General features: G+C 73.3%; 14 protein-coding genes. 11 read left to right on the top strand and 3 right to left on the bottom strand.

Annotation, left to right across the window (positions count from 1 at the left end):
• Window positions 1-7: 7 nt before the first annotated feature.
• Window positions 8-250 (bottom strand): hypothetical protein, encoded by a 243-nt coding sequence (locus NS354_RS06260; protein WP_206542597.1) that lies wholly within the window; start codon window positions 248-250, stop codon window positions 8-10.
• A gap of 43 nt (window positions 251-293) precedes the next feature.
• Between NS354_RS06260 and NS354_RS06255 the strand changes: the two genes are divergently transcribed.
• Window positions 294-1,568, top strand: a complete 1,275-nt coding sequence (locus tag NS354_RS06255) for an AI-2E family transporter (RefSeq protein ID WP_058593720.1) — start codon at window positions 294-296, stop codon at window positions 1,566-1,568.
• A 22-nt stretch (window positions 1,569-1,590) separates the two neighbouring features.
• Here NS354_RS06255 and NS354_RS06250 read toward each other — a convergent pair whose 3' ends face one another.
• Window positions 1,591-3,069, bottom strand: coding sequence for a dihydrolipoyl dehydrogenase family protein (locus tag NS354_RS06250; RefSeq protein WP_058593719.1), 1,479 nt, complete (start codon window positions 3,067-3,069; stop codon window positions 1,591-1,593).
• A gap of 323 nt (window positions 3,070-3,392) precedes the next feature.
• Here NS354_RS06250 and NS354_RS06245 point away from each other — a divergent pair, with 323 nt between their 5' ends.
• Genes NS354_RS06245 through NS354_RS06235 form a run of 3 tightly spaced genes read left to right on the top strand, consistent with a single transcriptional unit; the run spans window position 3,393 to window position 5,534 of the window.
• Window positions 3,393-3,887 (top strand): FBP domain-containing protein, encoded by a 495-nt coding sequence (locus NS354_RS06245; protein WP_058593718.1) that lies wholly within the window; start codon window positions 3,393-3,395, stop codon window positions 3,885-3,887.
• Between the two features lie 32 nt (window positions 3,888-3,919).
• Complete coding sequence (locus tag NS354_RS06240; protein WP_058593717.1) at window positions 3,920-4,894, top strand: NAD(P)H-quinone oxidoreductase; 975 nt, start codon at window positions 3,920-3,922, stop codon at window positions 4,892-4,894.
• Window positions 4,881-5,534 carry a YdeI/OmpD-associated family protein gene (locus NS354_RS06235; RefSeq protein WP_082677938.1) on the top strand — a complete coding sequence of 218 codons (654 nt, stop codon included), beginning with the start codon at window positions 4,881-4,883 and terminating at the stop codon, window positions 5,532-5,534. The genes NS354_RS06240 and NS354_RS06235 overlap by 14 nt, the downstream gene beginning before the upstream one ends.
• Before the next feature lie 9 nt (window positions 5,535-5,543).
• On the opposite strand, the gene NS354_RS06230 is transcribed toward NS354_RS06235, so the two are convergent.
• Window positions 5,544-6,545: an SDR family NAD(P)-dependent oxidoreductase gene (locus tag NS354_RS06230; protein ID WP_058593716.1), complete on the bottom strand. Its 1,002-nt coding sequence runs from the start codon at window positions 6,543-6,545 to the stop codon at window positions 5,544-5,546.
• A 104-nt stretch (window positions 6,546-6,649) separates the two neighbouring features.
• Here NS354_RS06230 and NS354_RS06225 point away from each other — a divergent pair, with 104 nt between their 5' ends.
• The 7 genes from NS354_RS06225 to NS354_RS06195 form a co-directional block, all read left to right on the top strand.
• The gene (locus NS354_RS06225) at window positions 6,650-7,240 is read left to right on the top strand and encodes a TetR/AcrR family transcriptional regulator (RefSeq protein ID WP_241490384.1); all 591 of its coding nucleotides are present in this window, start codon (window positions 6,650-6,652) and stop codon (window positions 7,238-7,240) included.
• Between the two features lie 261 nt (window positions 7,241-7,501).
• The gene (gene kdpF, locus NS354_RS13350; RefSeq protein WP_040504909.1) at window positions 7,502-7,591 is read left to right on the top strand and encodes a K(+)-transporting ATPase subunit F; all 90 of its coding nucleotides are present in this window, start codon (window positions 7,502-7,504) and stop codon (window positions 7,589-7,591) included.
• On the top strand, window positions 7,591-9,276 hold the full coding sequence (gene kdpA, locus NS354_RS06215) for a potassium-transporting ATPase subunit KdpA (protein ID WP_058593715.1): 1,686 nt from the start codon (window positions 7,591-7,593) through the stop codon (window positions 9,274-9,276). The genes kdpF and kdpA overlap by 1 nt, the downstream gene beginning before the upstream one ends.
• Complete coding sequence (gene kdpB / locus NS354_RS06210; RefSeq protein ID WP_082677935.1) at window positions 9,273-11,468, top strand: potassium-transporting ATPase subunit KdpB; 2,196 nt, start codon at window positions 9,273-9,275, stop codon at window positions 11,466-11,468. The genes kdpA and kdpB overlap by 4 nt, the downstream gene beginning before the upstream one ends.
• Before the next feature lie 70 nt (window positions 11,469-11,538).
• Window positions 11,539-12,240, top strand: coding sequence for a potassium-transporting ATPase subunit KdpC (gene kdpC, locus NS354_RS06205; protein WP_058593714.1), 702 nt, complete (start codon window positions 11,539-11,541; stop codon window positions 12,238-12,240).
• 2 nt (window positions 12,241-12,242) lie between these two features.
• Window positions 12,243-14,948: a DUF4118 domain-containing protein gene (locus tag NS354_RS06200; protein ID WP_082677934.1), complete on the top strand. Its 2,706-nt coding sequence runs from the start codon at window positions 12,243-12,245 to the stop codon at window positions 14,946-14,948.
• On the top strand, window positions 14,945-15,380 hold a 436-nt coding region (locus NS354_RS06195; RefSeq protein ID WP_153002125.1), incomplete at its 3' end, for a response regulator transcription factor. The genes NS354_RS06200 and NS354_RS06195, both read left to right, overlap by 4 nt.

Below are 15,380 nucleotides of genomic sequence, written 5' to 3'. Positions count from 1 at the left end.
AGCGGCGTCAGTCGTTCGCGCCCGCGCGCCGCACGACGTCGGCGAGCGCCGACCGGGCCGCGTCCGTCGGATCGATGAGCGCGTACGAGGTGGGCCAGAGGCCGCTCTCCTCGTCGAGGGCCGCCTGCGGGCTCACTCCGAACGTCGAGTAGCGCAGCGCGTCCATCTGCCCGCTGCGGAAGAACACGACGACCTTGCCGTCGCGCGCGTACCCCGGCTGGCGCGCGTGCGGCCCACGGTAGCGCGACACGCGGCGACCCACGACGGGATGAGCTTGACCCGCACCCCGCCGAGTGGTCGACTGGCACCGGGTGGCGCTGCGCGGCACCCCGACGGAGGGGAACGACATGCTGCGGTGGTGGGCTGCGAAAGAGAGTGGCGAAGAGGGGCCGAGCAAGGCCGTGTCGAGCCCGGGGTACATCCCGTGGGGCAACGGCGCGCGCATCAATCCCTTCACGTTCGGCCTGCTCGGCGCGCTCGGCGTGCTCGTCGCCCTGCTCATCGGCGCGATCATCGGGCAGCTCGGCACGGTGCTCGTCTACGTGGGCGTCGCCCTCTTCCTCTCGCTCGGACTCGATCCGGTCGTCTCGCGCATCGAGCGCAGGCTACCGCGGCCCGCAGCCGTCGCGGTCGTGGTCGGCGGGGTGCTGCTCGCGTTCGCGGGCGTGCTGCTCGCGATCGTGCCCGTGCTCGTGCAGCAGATCACCAATCTCGTCGAGAACGCCCCGCAGATGGTCGACGACATCGTGCACTCCGACTGGTACGCCTGGCTCACCGGCCAGCTCGGCACCGATTTCGACAGCGCCATCTCGGGCGCCCTCGACTTCCTGCAGGATCCGACGAACCTGGGCGAGATCGGCGGCGGCATCGTCGCGGTCGGCGCGGGCATCGCGGGCGGGGTGACGGGCGTCATCATCGTGCTGATCCTGACCCTCTACTTCATGGCCTCCATGCGCGCCATGAAGCGCCTCGCCGTGCGCTTCGTGCCCGCCTACCACCGCCCCCGCTTCCGCGAACTGCTGGAAGACGTGTCGGGCGCCGTGGGCCGCTACGTGATCGGTCAGGTGAGTCTCGCGCTCTGCAACGGCGTGCTGAGCCTCGTCTTCCTCAGCATCATCGACGCCCCGCTGCCGGCGCTGCTGGCGCTCATCGCGTTCGTCGGATCGCTGATCCCGCTCGTCGGCACGCTGAGCGCGTCGATCATCATCACCGCGGTCTGCCTGGTGAACTCGCCGATGACGGCCCTCACGGCGGGCATCTACTACCTCGTCTACATGCAGATCGAGGCGTACGTGCTCAGCCCGCGCATCATGAGCCGCGCCGTCGCCGTGCCCGGCTCGCTCGTGGTGATCGCCGCGGTCGGCGGCGGCGCGCTCGGCGGCATCCTCGGCGCGCTCGTCGCGATCCCGGTCGCTGCGAGCGTCATCATCATCGTGCAGAAGGTCGTCTTCCCGGCGCAGGACATGAAGCGGCTGCCCCCGGGGGAGCGGCCGCTCGCCGCGGAGACGGGCGCCGCCGAGCCCGCGGACGGGCTGCCGAGCCCCGGGGCGCCGAGCGCCGAGGCGTGAGCGAGGGCGCCGGATCGCGGGGCTACGCCAGCCGGTCGTTCGACCGCCCGTAGGACTCGAGCAGCCGCAGCCAGATCTCGCTGATCGTCGGGTACGACGGCACGGCGTGCCACAGCCGCTCGAGCGGCACCTCGCCGACGATGGCGACCGTGGCCGAGTGGACGAGCTCGTGCACGTCGGGGCCGGCGAAGGTCACCCCGACGAGCACCCCGCGATCCTCGTCGACGACCATGCGCGCCGTGCCGCGGTAGCCGTCGGCGTGCAGGCTCGCCCCCGCGATGTCGCCGAGCTCGAAGTCGACGACGCGAGTGCTGAGGCCCTGCTTCTCGGCTGCCGCAGCGGTCAATCCGACGGACGCGATCGGCGGGTCGGTGAACGTGACCTGCGGCACCGCCGCGTGATCCGCGGTGGCCGCGTGCCGGCCCCAGGGCTCGTCGCGCAGCCGGGTGCCGTTCGCGCGGGCCGCGATCGCATCGCCCGCCGCTCGGGCCTGGTACTTGCCCTGATGCGTCAGCAGCGCCCGGTGGTTCGCGTCTCCGACGGCGTACAGCCACTCGCCGGGGAGCGGCGATCCGTCGGCGCCCAGCACGAGCAGTGTGTCGTCGGTGTCGAGCCAAGCTCCCGGTTCCAGGCCGACGCTGTCGAGGCCGAGATCCGACGTGCGGGGCACGCGGCCGGTTGCAACGAGGATCTCGTCGGCCTCGACCGTATCGCCGCCGTCGGTCGTGATGCGCACGACCCCGTCGTCGCCGCGCTCGACAGAGGCCGGGGAGGTGTCGAGGCGCAGGTCGACGCCGAGCTCGCGCAGCGCGTCGCCCACGAGCTCGCCCGCGAAGGGCTCCTGGCCCGAGAGCAGCCCGCTCCGCGCGAGCACGGTCACCTGCGAGCCGAGTGAGGCGAAGGCCGTCGCGAGCTCCGAGGCGATCACGCCCCCGCCGACGATCGCGAGGCGGGGCGGGATCACCTCGGTGCTCGTCGCCTCGCGGTTCGTCCAGGGGCTCGCCTCGGCCAACCCGTCGATATCGGGCAGCAGCGCCGCCGAGCCGGTCGCCACGACGACGGCGTGGCGCGCCCGGAGCACCGTGCCCGCCTCGGGGGCGTCGGCGGTCGCGCCGCTCTCCGCCGTGCGCACCGTGACCTCCCGCTCGCCCGAGATGACGCCGTGGCCCCGCACCAGCTCGATGCCCGCGCCCGCCACCCACTCGACCTGCCCGGAGTCGTCCCACCGGCTCGTGAACGAGTCGCGTCGGCGCAGCACGGCGGCGACGTCGACCGAGCCGCTGACGGCCTGCTTCGCGCCGTCGAGCCGCTCGGCGGCGCGCACGGCCTCGCCGGAGCGCAGCAGCGCCTTCGAGGGCATGCACGCCCAGTAGGAGCACTCGCCGCCCACGAGCTCGGACTCGACCAGAGCGACCGTGAGGCCGCCCTGCACGGCGCGGTCGGCCACGTTCTCGCCGACGGGGCCGGCTCCGATCACGATGACGTCGTACTCAGCGGACATGGTGCTCCTTCTCGATCGCAGCGGTGCTCTCCCGATCCGCATGCTACCGTTGCCGGGTGAACGATGCGCAGCGAATGCCCCTGGGGCGTGGGGAGGTCGTCGGCGGAATCCTCGCCCTCGACAGCTGATTCCGCCGCTCGGCGACGCGTGCCGCGTACCGCGGCCCCGCCGAGCCGCGCCCGCACCCGTCTCAGGGTGCGAACCCTCCCACCCATCCCCGGGCATCTCGAGTCGCGCCACTGAGCGACGCGACGCCCGGCTGGCGCCCGGCCGACGTCCGGCGCCCCGGCCGCCGAATGCCCCCGTTCGAACAGGACACACCCATGCTTCCGCTCACCGCAGACACCATCCGCTCCAGCTTCGTCAACGCCTCCCGCAAAGAGGTCTCCGTCGCCGGGCTGCCCGACGACCTCGACACCCGCGACTGGGACTCGCTCGACTACCTCGGCTGGCACGACCCGAAGTTCGCGGGGCGCGCCTACGCCGTGCTCCCCGCTCCCGACGGCACCCCGACCGGCGTGCTGCTGCGGCAGTCGAACGCGTCGCCCCAGCGGCGGCAGATCTGCGAGTGGTGCCGCGATCCGCGCCTCATCAACGAGGTGGTCTTCTTCTCCGCACGGCGCGTCGGCGAATCGGGCCGGCGCGGCAACACCGTGGGCACCCTGCTGTGCCGCAACTTCCAGTGCTCCTGGGTGGTCCGCGCCGATCCGCCCGCCCCCTACGACGGCTTCGACATGGATGCCGACCGGCGGCGCCGCATCGAGCGGCTGCAGCAGCGGGTGGCCGGTTTCGCCGACATGCTGGTCACCGGGCGCTAGCGGCGGCGCGCGCCCGGGTCTAGCGTTGAGCCATGCGCGCCATCACCATCACCGACGACCACCGACTCGAACTCGCCGATCTGCCCGAACCGGTGGCGGGCGAGGGCGAGATCCTCATCGACGTCGTCGCCGCGGGAGTGAACCGTGCCGACGTCGCCCAGGCGGCGGGGCACTACCCGCCGCCCCCGGGGGCCTCCGATCTGCCGGGCCTCGAAGTGTCGGGGCGGCGCCGCGACACCGGCGAGCCGGTCGTGGCGCTGCTCGCCGGCGGCGGCTACGCCGAGGTCGTGGCCGTGCCCGAAGCGCAGGTCGTGCCCGCGCCGCCCGCGCTCTCGCTCGCCGATGCGGGAGGCATCATCGAAGTCGCGGCGACCGTCGTCTCGAACCTGGTCATCGAGGGCGGCCTGCGCGCGGAACCCGCGGGCGGCGACGGGGGAGCGGCCCCCGAGCCCCAGACCGTGCTGGTGCACGGCGGCACCGGCGGCATCGGCACCTTCGCGATCCAGTTCGCGAGCTCGCTCGGAGCGCGCGTGCTCACCACCGTGGGCTCGGACGAGGCTGTCGCCGAGGTGCGGCGCCTCGGTGCCGCCGAAGCGTGGAACCGGCGCACCACCGACGTCGCGGCGGCGGTGCGCGACGCGGGCGGCGCAGACATCATCCTCGACATCGTCGGCGGCCCCGCCCTGCGCGACAACGTCGCGATGCTGCGGGAGTTCGGCCGCCTCGTCATCATCGGGACCCTGGGCGGCGCCACCGGCGAACTCGACGTGGCCGCGCTCATGGGCAAGCGGGCGCGCGTCATCGGCACCACCGTGCGCTCGCGCGCACCGCACGACAAGCAGCGCATCCTCGAACGCACCGCCGAGCTCGTGTGGCCGCTGCTCGAGAACGGCGAGATCTCGCTGCCCGTCCACGCGCGAGTGCCGCTCGCCGACGCCGCCCGCGCGCATGAGATGCTGCGGGCGGGCGGGCACCTCGGAAAGGTGATCCTCGATGTCGCGGGCTGAGCGCCCAGCCGACGCGGCGGGCGCGGTCGACGCGGGCGCCGCCTCGGGCGCGCCCGAGCCCGCCGTCTTCGTCGAGCCCGCCGTGTTCGCCGAGCCCGCCGTGTTCGCCGACGCCGCGGCGTGGGGCGCGTGGCTCGAAGCCCACGAGGACGCGCACGACGGCGGATGGGTGGTGCTCGCGAAGAAGGGCACCACCGCCCCGACGTCGCTGAGCTACCAGCAGGCCCTCGAGGCGGCGCTCTGCAGCGGGTGGATCGACGGGCAGAAGCGGTCCCGCGACGCCGACACCTTTCTGCAGCGCTTCACCCCGCGGCGCGCGCGCTCGATGTGGTCGCAGCGCAACGTCGAGATCATCGCCCGGCTCGAGGCCGAGGGGCGGCTGCGCCCGCGCGGGCGCGCGGAGGTCGAGCGCGCGCGGGCCGACGGCCGGTGGGAGCGCGCGTACGCGGGGGCGGCGACGATGGACGTGCCCGAGGAGCTCGCGAGCGCGCTCGCCGCCGACGCGGCGGCGAGCTCCGCCTTCGATGCGCTCAGCCGCAGCGCCCGCTACAGCGCCCTCCATCCGATCGCCACCGCCGTGCGGCCCGAGACCCGAGCGCGACGCGCGGCCGCGCTCGTCGCGAGGCTGCGCGAGCCCTGAGCAGCTCCCCTACTGCACCGACCACCCGCCGTCAGACGCGAGAATCGCGCCGTTGATGTTGACCGCGTCGTCCGAGAGCAGGAACGTGATCGATGCGGCGAGGTGCTCGGCCGTCGCGATCGTCGGGATCGACTGCTGGAACGGGGCGAGCCTCGCAGACCCGGCCTCCGACATGTTCGGCGGCATCGGAATGCCCGTGGCGACGCCGCCGGGGGCGACCGCATTCACCCGGATCCCTCGCGCCCCGTACATGAAGGCCGCCGACTTCGTGACGCCCACGATGCCGTGCTTGCTGGCGGTGTAGGCGTTGCCCGATGCGTTGCCGCGCAGCGCGGCCTCGCTCGCGACGTTTAGGATGGCTCCGCGCCCCGCCGCCTCCATCGCGGGCAGCACGGCGCGCATCAGCTTGAACGGCGCGGTGAGGTTGATGGCGATCACCCGGTCCCAGACGGCGTCGGGCGTCTCGCCCGCGGGCGAGAAGTCGTCATTGACGCCGGCGACGTTCGCGAGCCCGTCGATCCGGTCGCCGGCTGCGGCGATCACGCGATCGATCGCATCCTGCCGGGTGAGGTCGCCTGAGACGGCGACGATGTCGGCGTCGGGCAGCTCGGCGGCGAGCGCCTCCAGCTTCTCGGCCGCGATGTCGCAGGCGACGACGCGGCCGCCCTCGCGCGCGATGCGCGACGCGGTCGCGCGCCCGATGCCCGACGCGGCGCCCGTCACGATGATCGTCCTCCCCGCGAAGCGGCCGGGGGTGATGCGCTCCGTCCACCCCGTCTCCTCGGCGGCTTCGGGCAGCTCGCCGCCGTTCGCCGCGCGCACGAGGTCGTCGACGACCGACTGGGGCATCGCACCCTGGCTGAGGGTGACAAGCTGCTGCAGCGGGAGCCCGAGCACGGGGGTGAGCGATGCTGGGTCGGCGCCGGACTGCGCGAGCAGCCCGCGCACGAGTTCGCCGCCGACGGGGTCTGCGAGCCAGTCGCCGATGCTGGATCGAGCCGTGAGTGCCATGATGTCTCCTTCGCTGAGCGCGGGCGCGTCGGAACCGGGGCGAATCGCGTTTCGCAACGGTGCGTCCACTTATGCATCAGGCTACACCCGAGTACCCTGAATCCGTGCCGAGACCGCGAAGCGAAACCGCCCGACGGGCCGTGCTGGCGTCGATGCGCCGCGCGGTGACGGGAGAGGGGTACGAGCCGCTCACCATCGAGCGGCTGGCGGCGGACGCCGGCGTCTCGAAGCAGACGATCTACCGGTGGTGGCCGAACAAGGCCGCGATCCTCGGGGAGGCGCTCGTCGAGGGCGCGCCGCCCGCCCACCTTCCCCTGCCGCACGACACCGGCGACACGGCGCCCGACCTCGCGGCCGACCTGCTCGCCTGGCTCGCCGAGTCCACGCGGCAGCTCCAGCGCGCCGAGGGGCTCGGCGTGGCCCGCGCCCTGATCGCCGTCACCGCCGCCGACCCGGAGATCGGCGCGGCGCTCAACGAGCGCCTGGCCGCGCCCATCCGCGAGTGGGTGCAGCGGCGCATCGATCGCGCAGCCGCGCGCGGGGAGCTGCGCGACGGAGTCGACGCGATCCTGATCGCCGACCACCTCATCGCGATCACCGCGTACGCGGCGCTCACCGGCACCGTGCACAGCGAGGAGCGCCTCCGCGGCATCGTCGCGCACCTGATGCACGGCATCGTCGCACCGCCGGAGTAGCGCGCGCCCGGAGCGCTCAGCGCGCGGCGGTGTGAGCGTTGCGTGAGCAATCGCAGCGGGGCCGTATGGATTCCGTGAGGATCGCCGAGCAGCGGGCCGGCCGGGTGTTCGATCGGGAGGTGAGCCCGAGGGACGGGCCCCCGGCCGCTGCGGCGGTCGGCGCATCTCGAATGGAGATCCCGTGCTGGATCTGATCACCGTGCTGGGCGTGATCGCCGTGTTCGCCCTCATCGGCGTGCTGGCCAAGGGGGTGGAACGGCTGTGATCGTCTTCGAAGCGCTCGCCGCACTCCTCGCCGTCGGGGCACTCGCCTACCTCGTCGTCGCGCTCCTGAAACCGGAGCGATTCTGATGGCCGGGTCGACCGCCCTGGCCGCGCTCGCCTCGATCGCGACCGTCGCGCTCGTGCTCGTGGTGCTGTACCGGCCGTTCGGCGACTACCTTGCCTGGTCGTACACCTCGCCGAAGCACTGGCGCGTCGAGCGCGTCGTCTACCGGGCGATCGGCGTCGACGAGGGCGCCGAGCAGACGTGGCGCTCGTACCTGCGGGGCGTGCTCATCATCTCCGCCGTCGGCGTGCTCATCGTGTACGCCCTGCAGCGCCTCCAGCCGTGGCTGCCCTACGCGCTCGGGCTCCCGGCCCCGTCCGAGCACCTCTCGTTCAACACGGCGGTGTCGTTCGTCACGAACACGAACTGGCAGTCGTACTCGCCCGAGCAGACCCTCGGGTACACGGTGCAGATCGCCGGCCTCGCCGTGCAGAACTTCGTGTCGGCGGCAGTCGGCATGGCGGTCGCGATCGCGCTGGTGCGCGGCTTCGCGGCCCGCCGCTCGGGCACGATCGGCAACTTCTGGGTCGACCTGACGCGCGGCACGGTCCGCGTGCTCGTGCCGCTCGCAACAGTCGCCGCCGTCGTGCTGGCGCTCGGCGGCGTGGTGCAGAACTTCGCCGGGTTCACCGACGTGACGACGCTGAGCGGCGCCGCGCAGAGCATTCCGGGCGGGCCGGTGGCGTCGCAGGAGGCCATCAAGCTGCTCGGCACGAACGGCGGCGGCTTCTTCAACGCCAACTCGGCGCACCCCTTCGAGAACCCGACGCCGTGGACGAGCCTGGTGCAGGTGGTGCTCATGCTGCTGATCCCGTTCAGCCTGCCCCGCGCCTTCGGCCGCATCATCGGCGACACCCGGCAGGGCCTCGCGATCGTGAGCGTCATGGCGATCCTCTACGCCGCCTCGTTCGCCCTGCTCACCGCGGTCGAGAGCGCGGGCCGTGGCACGGCGCCCGAGCTGGCGGGCGGCGCGCTCGAGGGCAAGGAGTGGCGCTTCGGCATCGTCGGGTCGACGCTCTTCGCGACGACGAGCACGGGCACGTCGACGGGCGCCGTGAACTCGATGCACGACTCGTACACCGCGCTCGGCGGCATGCTGCCGATGCTGAACATGATGCTCGGCGAGGTGTCGCCGGGCGGCGTCGGATCGGGGCTCTACGCGGTACTGGTGCTCGCGATCATCGCGGTCTTCATCGCGGGCCTCCTCATCGGGCGCACCCCCGAATACCTCGGGAAGAAAATCGGCACCCGCGAGATCACGCTCGGCGCGCTGTACATCCTCATCGCCCCGACGCTCGTGCTCGCCGGCACGGCGCTCAGCTTCGCGGTGCCGGGCGTGCGCGACGAGGTGATGGCGACCTCGATCTGGAACCCCGGATCGCACGGCCTCTCCGAGGTGCTCTACGCGTTCACCTCGGCCGCGAACAACAACGGCTCGGCATTCGCCGGCCTCACGGCGAACACGCCGTGGATGAACATCGCGCTCGGAGTCGCGATGCTGCTCGGCCGGTTCGTGCCCATCGTGCTCGTGCTCGCCCTCGCGGGCTCGCTCGCGGCGCAGGATCGCGTGCCCACCACGGCGGGCACGCTGCCCACCCACCGGCCGCTGTTCGTCGGCATGCTCACCGCGGTGACGCTCCTCGTCACCGCTCTCACATTCTTCCCCGTTCTCGCGCTGGGTCCCCTGGCTGAAGGGCTGATGTCATGATCTCCATGCTGCGCGCCGCACTCCCCGGCGCTCTCCGCAAACTCGACCCGCGTCGGCAGTGGCGCAACCCGGTGATGTTCATCGTCTGGGTCGGGGCCGCCCTCACCACCGTGCTCGCCGTCGCGGAGCCCTTCGTCGGCGGCCCGGCAGACTCGGGCGGCTCGCCCGTGCCCGCCTCCTTCACCTGGGCCATCGCCGTCTGGCTGTGGGTGACCGTGCTGTTCGCGAACCTCGCCGAGTCGGTGGCCGAGGGGCGCGGCAAGGCGCAGGCCGACTCGCTGCGGCAGACCCGCGCGGCCACGACGGCGCAGCGCGTCGCGGGCTACGACGCGGAGACGGACGCCGCGGCGGATCGCGCGGCGCTCGAACCGGTCGCCTCCTCCGACCTGCGCCTCGGCGACCACGTGGTGGTGCGGGCGGGGGAGCTGATCCCCGGCGACGGCGACATCGTCTGGGGCATCGCCTCCGTCGACGAGTCGGCGATCACCGGCGAATCCGCCCCGGTGGTGCGCGAGTCGGGCGGCGACCGCTCGGCGGTGACCGGCGGCACGCGCGTGCTCTCCGACCGCATCGTGGTGCGCATCACCTCGATGCCGGGCGAGACCTTCGTCGACCGCATGATCGCGCTGGTCGAGGGCGCCGCGCGCCAGAAGACGCCGAACGAGATCGCGCTGAACATTCTGCTCGCGAGCCTGTCGATCATCTTCGTGGTCGTGGCGCTCACCCTGAACCCCATCGCGAGCTACGCCGCGGCGCCCGTCAGCGTGACGGTGCTCGCCGCACTGCTGGTCTGCCTCATTCCGACGACGATCGGCGCGCTGCTCAGCGCGATCGGCATCGCGGGCATGGATCGGCTCGTGCAGCGCAACGTGCTCGCGATGTCGGGCCGCGCGGTCGAGGCCGCCGGCGACGTGACGACGCTGCTGCTCGACAAGACGGGCACCATCACCTACGGCAACCGTCGCGCGAGCGCGTTCCTGCGGCTCGACGGCGTGCGCGAGCAGGAGCTCGTCGAGGCGGCGGCCCTCTCGTCGCTCGCCGACCCCACGCCGGAGGGCGTGTCGATCGTCGAGCTCGCCGAGGCGGAGGGGCACCGGTTCGACCGGCGCCCTGCCGGCGAGATCGTGCCGTTCACGGCGCAGACCCGCATGTCGGGCCTCGACCTGCCCGACGGCACCCGCATCCGCAAGGGCGCGGGTTCCGCGATCGCCGCCTGGGTGGACCAGGTGGAGCAGGCGGAGCAGACCGAGCGGGCAGAGGTCGCGGCGGTGGGAGCGTCGGGCGGCGCGAACGGCGCCGAGCCCGGGCCCGCGACCGGGCTCGCAGCGCGCGGCGCCGACCGCGCCGGGCTGCCCGCAGCGGTGCGCGCCGAGCTCGAGCAGCGCGTCGCCGAGGTCTCGCAGAGCGGCGGCACGCCGCTCGTCGTCGCCGAGCACCGCCCCGGAGCGCCCGCGCGCATCCTCGGCGTCGTGCACCTGAAGGATGTCGTCAAGGAGGGGCTCCCCGAGAAGTTCGCGGAGCTGCGGGGCATGGGGATCCGGACCGTCATGATCACGGGCGACAACCCGCTCACCGCCGCCGCGATCGCGCAGGAGGCGGGAGTCGACGACTTCCTCGCCGAGGCGACGCCGGAGGACAAGCTCGCCTACATCCGCCGCGAGCAGGAGGGCGGCAACCTCGTCGCGATGACGGGCGACGGCACGAACGACGCGCCGGCGCTCGCGCAGGCCGACGTGGGCGTCGCGATGAACACCGGCACCTCGGCCGCGAAGGAGGCCGGCAACATGGTCGACCTCGACTCCGACCCGTCGAAGCTCATCGACATCGTGCGCATCGGCAAGCAGCTCCTCATCACGCGCGGCGCGCTCACGACCTTCTCGATCGCCAACGACATCGCGAAGTACTTCGCGATCATCCCGGCGATGTTCATGGGAGTGTTCCCGCAGCTCGCGGTGCTCAACATCATGGGGCTGCACTCGCCGGCCTCCGCGGTGCTCTCGGCGATCGTCTTCAACGCGATCGTCATCGTGTTCCTCATCCCGCTCGCGCTGCGCGGCGTCCGCTTCCGGGCGGGCGGCGCGTCGCAGATCCTCGGTCGCAACCTCGCGCTCTACGGGCTCGGCGGCCTCATCACGCCGTTCGCGGGCATCTGGCTCATCGACCAGGCCGTGCGGCTGATCCCCGGATTCTGACCGTCGGCGATTCCGTCCGCAGCACGCGCCCCCGATTCTCGCCTCCCCAACGCACAGAAAGCTGTCTCACATGCACGCACGCACCCGGCCCGCGGGCCGCCCGCAGCTCCGCACCATCGGAGTCGCCCTCCGAGCCATGGCCCTCGGCACCCTCGTCCTCGGCATCGGCTACCCGCTGCTCATCACCGGCGTCGCCCACCTCGTCGCACCGGCGCAGGCCGCGGGCTCACTCGTCTCGGGGCCCGACGGAGACGTCGTCGGGTCATCCCTCATCGGCCAGGCGTTCGCCGACGCCGACGGCGCGCCCCTGCCCGAGTACTTCCAGCCGCGCCCGTCGGCCGCGGGCGACGGCTACGACGCAGCCGCATCCTCGGGGTCGAACCTCGGCCCCGAGAACCCCGACCTCGTCGCCGCCATCGAGCAGCGGCGGTCCGACATCGCCGCGTTCGACGGCGTGCCCGAGTCTGCGGTGCCCGCCGACGCCGTGACCGCCTCCGCATCCGGGCTCGACCCCCACATCAGCCCGGCGTACGCCCGCATCCAGGTCGAGCGCGTGGCCGCGGCCCGGGGCCTCGACGTCGGCGAGGTGCGCGAACTCGTCGCGGCGCACACGCGCGCCCCCGACCTCGGATTCCTCGGACAGCCGCGAGTGAATATCCTGGAGCTCAACGTGGCGCTCGACGCGACGCACCCGGTGCAGGCCGCCGGAGCGGGGCTCGACGCGGGGCGGAGCGGGCAGCCCGGCGCGGCGCCCGCCGAAACCGAGGAGTGACGATGACGAGACGGGGGAGGCTCCGGGTGCTGCTCGGCGCCGCCCCCGGAGTCGGCAAGACGTTCGCCATGCTCGAGGAGGCCCGCCGCATGCGCGCCGACGGCGTCGACGTAGTGATCGCCCTCGTCGAGACGCACGGGCGGCAGGCGACCGCGGCGATGGCCGCCGGGCTGCCCGAGGTGGCCCGCACCCGGGTGACGCACCGCGGCGTGCAGCTGGAGGAGATGGACCTCGCAGCGGTGCTCGAACGCGCACCCGAGGTGGCCCTCGTCGACGAGCTCGCCCACACCAACGCGCCGGGCGGCGCCCACGAGAAGCGCTGGCAGGACGTCGATGTGCTGCTCGACCACGGCATCGACGTGATTTCGACGCTCAACATCCAGCACATCGAGTCGCTGAACGACGTGGTGGAGCAGATCACCGGCGCCCCCCAGCGCGAGACGGTGCCCGACCGCTTCCTGCGCGGCGCCGACCAGATCGAGGTCGTCGACCTCGCACCGCAAGCCCTGCGCGACCGCCTCTCGGGCGGCTCGGTGTACCCCGCGGAGCGCATCGACGCCGCCCTCTCCAACTACTTCCGCATCGGCAACCTGACCGCGCTCCGCGAGCTCGCACTGCTGTGGCTGGCCGACGAGGTCGACCAGGCCCTCAAGGGCTACCGAGCGGAGCACGGCATCAGCAGCACCTGGGAGGCGCGCGAGCGGGTCGTGGTGGCGCTCACCGGCGGGCCGGAGGGGGAGACGCTGCTGCGACGCGGGGCCCGGATCGCGGCGCGCTCGGCGGGCGGAGAGCTGCTGGCCGTGCACGTGTCGAACCAGGACGGGCTGCGCACCGAGCACCCCGCCGCACTTGCGCAGCAGCGCGCGCTCGTCGAGAAGCTCGGCGGCAGCTACCACCAGGTCATCGGCGAGGACGTGCCGACCGCGCTCGTCGAATTCGCGCGCTCCGTGAACGCCACCCAGCTCGTGCTCGGCGCGAGCCGGCGCGGGCGCCTCGTCGCCGCGCTCACGGGCCCGGGGATCGGCGCGACCGTCGTGCGCGAATCGGGCGACATCGACGTGCACATGGTGAATCACGCGGAGGGCGCCCGGCGGCTCGCCCTGCCGCGCCGCACCGGGGCGCTCACCGCGCGGCGCCGCCTGCTCGGCTTCGCGCTCGCGCTCGTCGGCGGCCCGCTGCTCACCTGGCTGCTCGCCTCCTTGCGCAGCGACGACTCGATCACGAGCGACGTGCTCAGCTATCAGCTGCTCGTCGTGCTCGTCGCGCTCGTCGGCGGCTTCTGGCCCGCCCTGTTCGCCGCGGTGCTCTCGGGGATCACACTCGACTTCTTCTTCATCGAGCCGCTGCACACGGTGCACATCCACGAACCGCTGCACCTGCTGGCCGTCGCCCTGTACGTGGTCATCGCCGTGCTCGTCAGCGTCATCGTCGACCGCGCCGCGCGGTACACGCGCGCCGCTCGCCGCTCGGCCGCGGAGGCCGAGCTCATCCAGACGATCGCGGGGAGCGTGCTGCGCGGCGACGACGCGCTGCAGGCGCTCGTCGACCGCACGCGCGAGGCCTTCGGGCTGAGCGCCGTGCGGCTCGTCGACGCGGGCGGCGCCGTGCTCGCCGCATCGGGCGATTCGGCGGCGCCGGCCGCGACCGACGGGGCCGGGGCGGTCGCCGGCGCGGGAGCCGGCGCGGGAGCCGGGATCGAGGCGCCGGCCGAGGGCGCCGCGCCGGTGCCGGCGGGAGCCGATCCGGCGTGCATCGACATCGCCGTCGGCGAGGACGCGACCCTCGAGCTCACCGGCGCCGAGCTCGCGGCCTCCGAGCGCCGCCTCCTCACCGTCGTCGGCTCCCAGCTCTCGGCCGCGCTCGAGCACCGGCGCCTCGAGCGCACCGCACGCGAGATCGAGCCCATCGCCGCCTCGGACCGGGTGCGGGGCGCACTGCTCTCGGCGCTCAGCCACGACCTGCGCCGTCCGCTCGCCGCCGCGACCGCCGCGATCGGCGGGCTGCGGGCCCCCGGCATCGCGCTGAGCGCGGACGACCGGCGCGAACTCCTCGACACCGCCGCCGAGAGCCTCGACGGGCTCGGCGCCCTCGTCACCGACCTGCTCGACGTGACGCGCATCCAGGCCGGGGCGCTCTCGGTCCGCGTCGCCCCGACCGACCCCGAAGCCGTGATCGCCCCGGCGCTCGACGAGCTCGGCATGGGGCCGAACGAGGTCTCGCTCGCCCTGCAGCACGGCGACACGGCGGTGCAGGCCGATTCGGTGCTGCTGCAGCGCGTCATCGTGAACCTGCTCGCGAACGCGTCGCGCTACACCGCCGCGGGGGAGCGGGTCGCCGTCACCACGAGCACGTTCGCCGATCGCCTCGAGATCCGCATCATCGACCACGGGCCCGGCATCGCCGCAGACAAGTACGACGACATCTTCGTGCCGTTCCAGCGCCTCGGCGACACCGACAACACCTCGGGTCTCGGCCTCGGCCTCGCCCTCTCGCGCGGCTTCGTCGACTCGATGCACGGCACGCTGCTGCCCGAGGGCACCCCGGGGGGCGGGCTCACCATGGTCGTCTCGCTGCCCATCGCACGCGGAGCCGAACCCGCGCCCGTCGCTGATCCCGCACTCGGATCCGCCCTCGCGCCGGAGACCGACCGCGCGCCCGGTTCCGCCCCCGCCCACGATGCTGCACCGTCAGGAGGCCCCCGCCCATGAAGATTCTCATCGCCGACGACGACCCGCAGATTCTCCGCGCACTGCGCATCACGCTCACCGCGAAGGGGTACGACGTGTTCGTGGCTGCGGACGGCGCACAGGCCATCGCGGCCGCCATCGACCACCGGCCCGACCTCTTCCTGCTCGACCTCGGAATGCCGGCGCTGAACGGCATCGAGGTGATCGAAGCCGTCCGCGGGTGGTCGCAGGCCCCGATCCTGGTCGTCTCGGGGCGCGCGGGCGCCGCGGACAAGGTCGACGCGCTCGATGCGGGAGCCGACGACTACGTGACGAAGCCGTTCGCCATCGAGGAGCTGCTGGCCCGCATCCGCGCGCTCGCCCGGCGCGTGGTGCGCGACGAGGCGGTGCCCGTGGTGCGGCTCGGCGACGTCACCGTCGATCTCGCGGCGCGGAGCGCGACCCGCGAGCCCC

The sequence above is a fragment of the Leucobacter chromiiresistens genome (assembly GCF_001477055.1).
Lineage (GTDB): Bacteria > Actinomycetota > Actinomycetes > Actinomycetales > Microbacteriaceae > Leucobacter > Leucobacter chromiiresistens_A.
The sequence above is the reverse complement of the archived record's forward strand: the minus strand, read 5'-3'. Positions and strand labels throughout refer to the sequence as shown.

What these genes read in the sequence shown, in the direction of transcription:
- NS354_RS06250 (WP_058593719.1), bottom strand. Translation starts at nt 3,069, where the DNA reads ATGTCCGCTGAGTACGACGTCATCGTGATCGGAGCCGGCCCCGTCGGC.
- NS354_RS06245 (WP_058593718.1), top strand. Translation starts at nt 3,393, where the DNA reads ATGCTTCCGCTCACCGCAGACACCATCCGCTCCAGCTTCGTCAACGCC.
- NS354_RS06240 (WP_058593717.1), top strand. Translation starts at nt 3,920, where the DNA reads ATGCGCGCCATCACCATCACCGACGACCACCGACTCGAACTCGCCGAT.
- NS354_RS06235 (WP_082677938.1), top strand. Translation starts at nt 4,881, where the DNA reads ATGTCGCGGGCTGAGCGCCCAGCCGACGCGGCGGGCGCGGTCGACGCG.
- NS354_RS06230 (WP_058593716.1), bottom strand. Translation starts at nt 6,545, where the DNA reads ATGGCACTCACGGCTCGATCCAGCATCGGCGACTGGCTCGCAGACCCC.
- kdpA (WP_058593715.1), top strand. Translation starts at nt 7,591, where the DNA reads ATGGCCGGGTCGACCGCCCTGGCCGCGCTCGCCTCGATCGCGACCGTC.
- kdpB (WP_082677935.1), top strand. Translation starts at nt 9,273, where the DNA reads ATGATCTCCATGCTGCGCGCCGCACTCCCCGGCGCTCTCCGCAAACTC.
- kdpC (WP_058593714.1), top strand. Translation starts at nt 11,539, where the DNA reads ATGCACGCACGCACCCGGCCCGCGGGCCGCCCGCAGCTCCGCACCATC.
- NS354_RS06200 (WP_082677934.1), top strand. Translation starts at nt 12,243, where the DNA reads ATGACGAGACGGGGGAGGCTCCGGGTGCTGCTCGGCGCCGCCCCCGGA.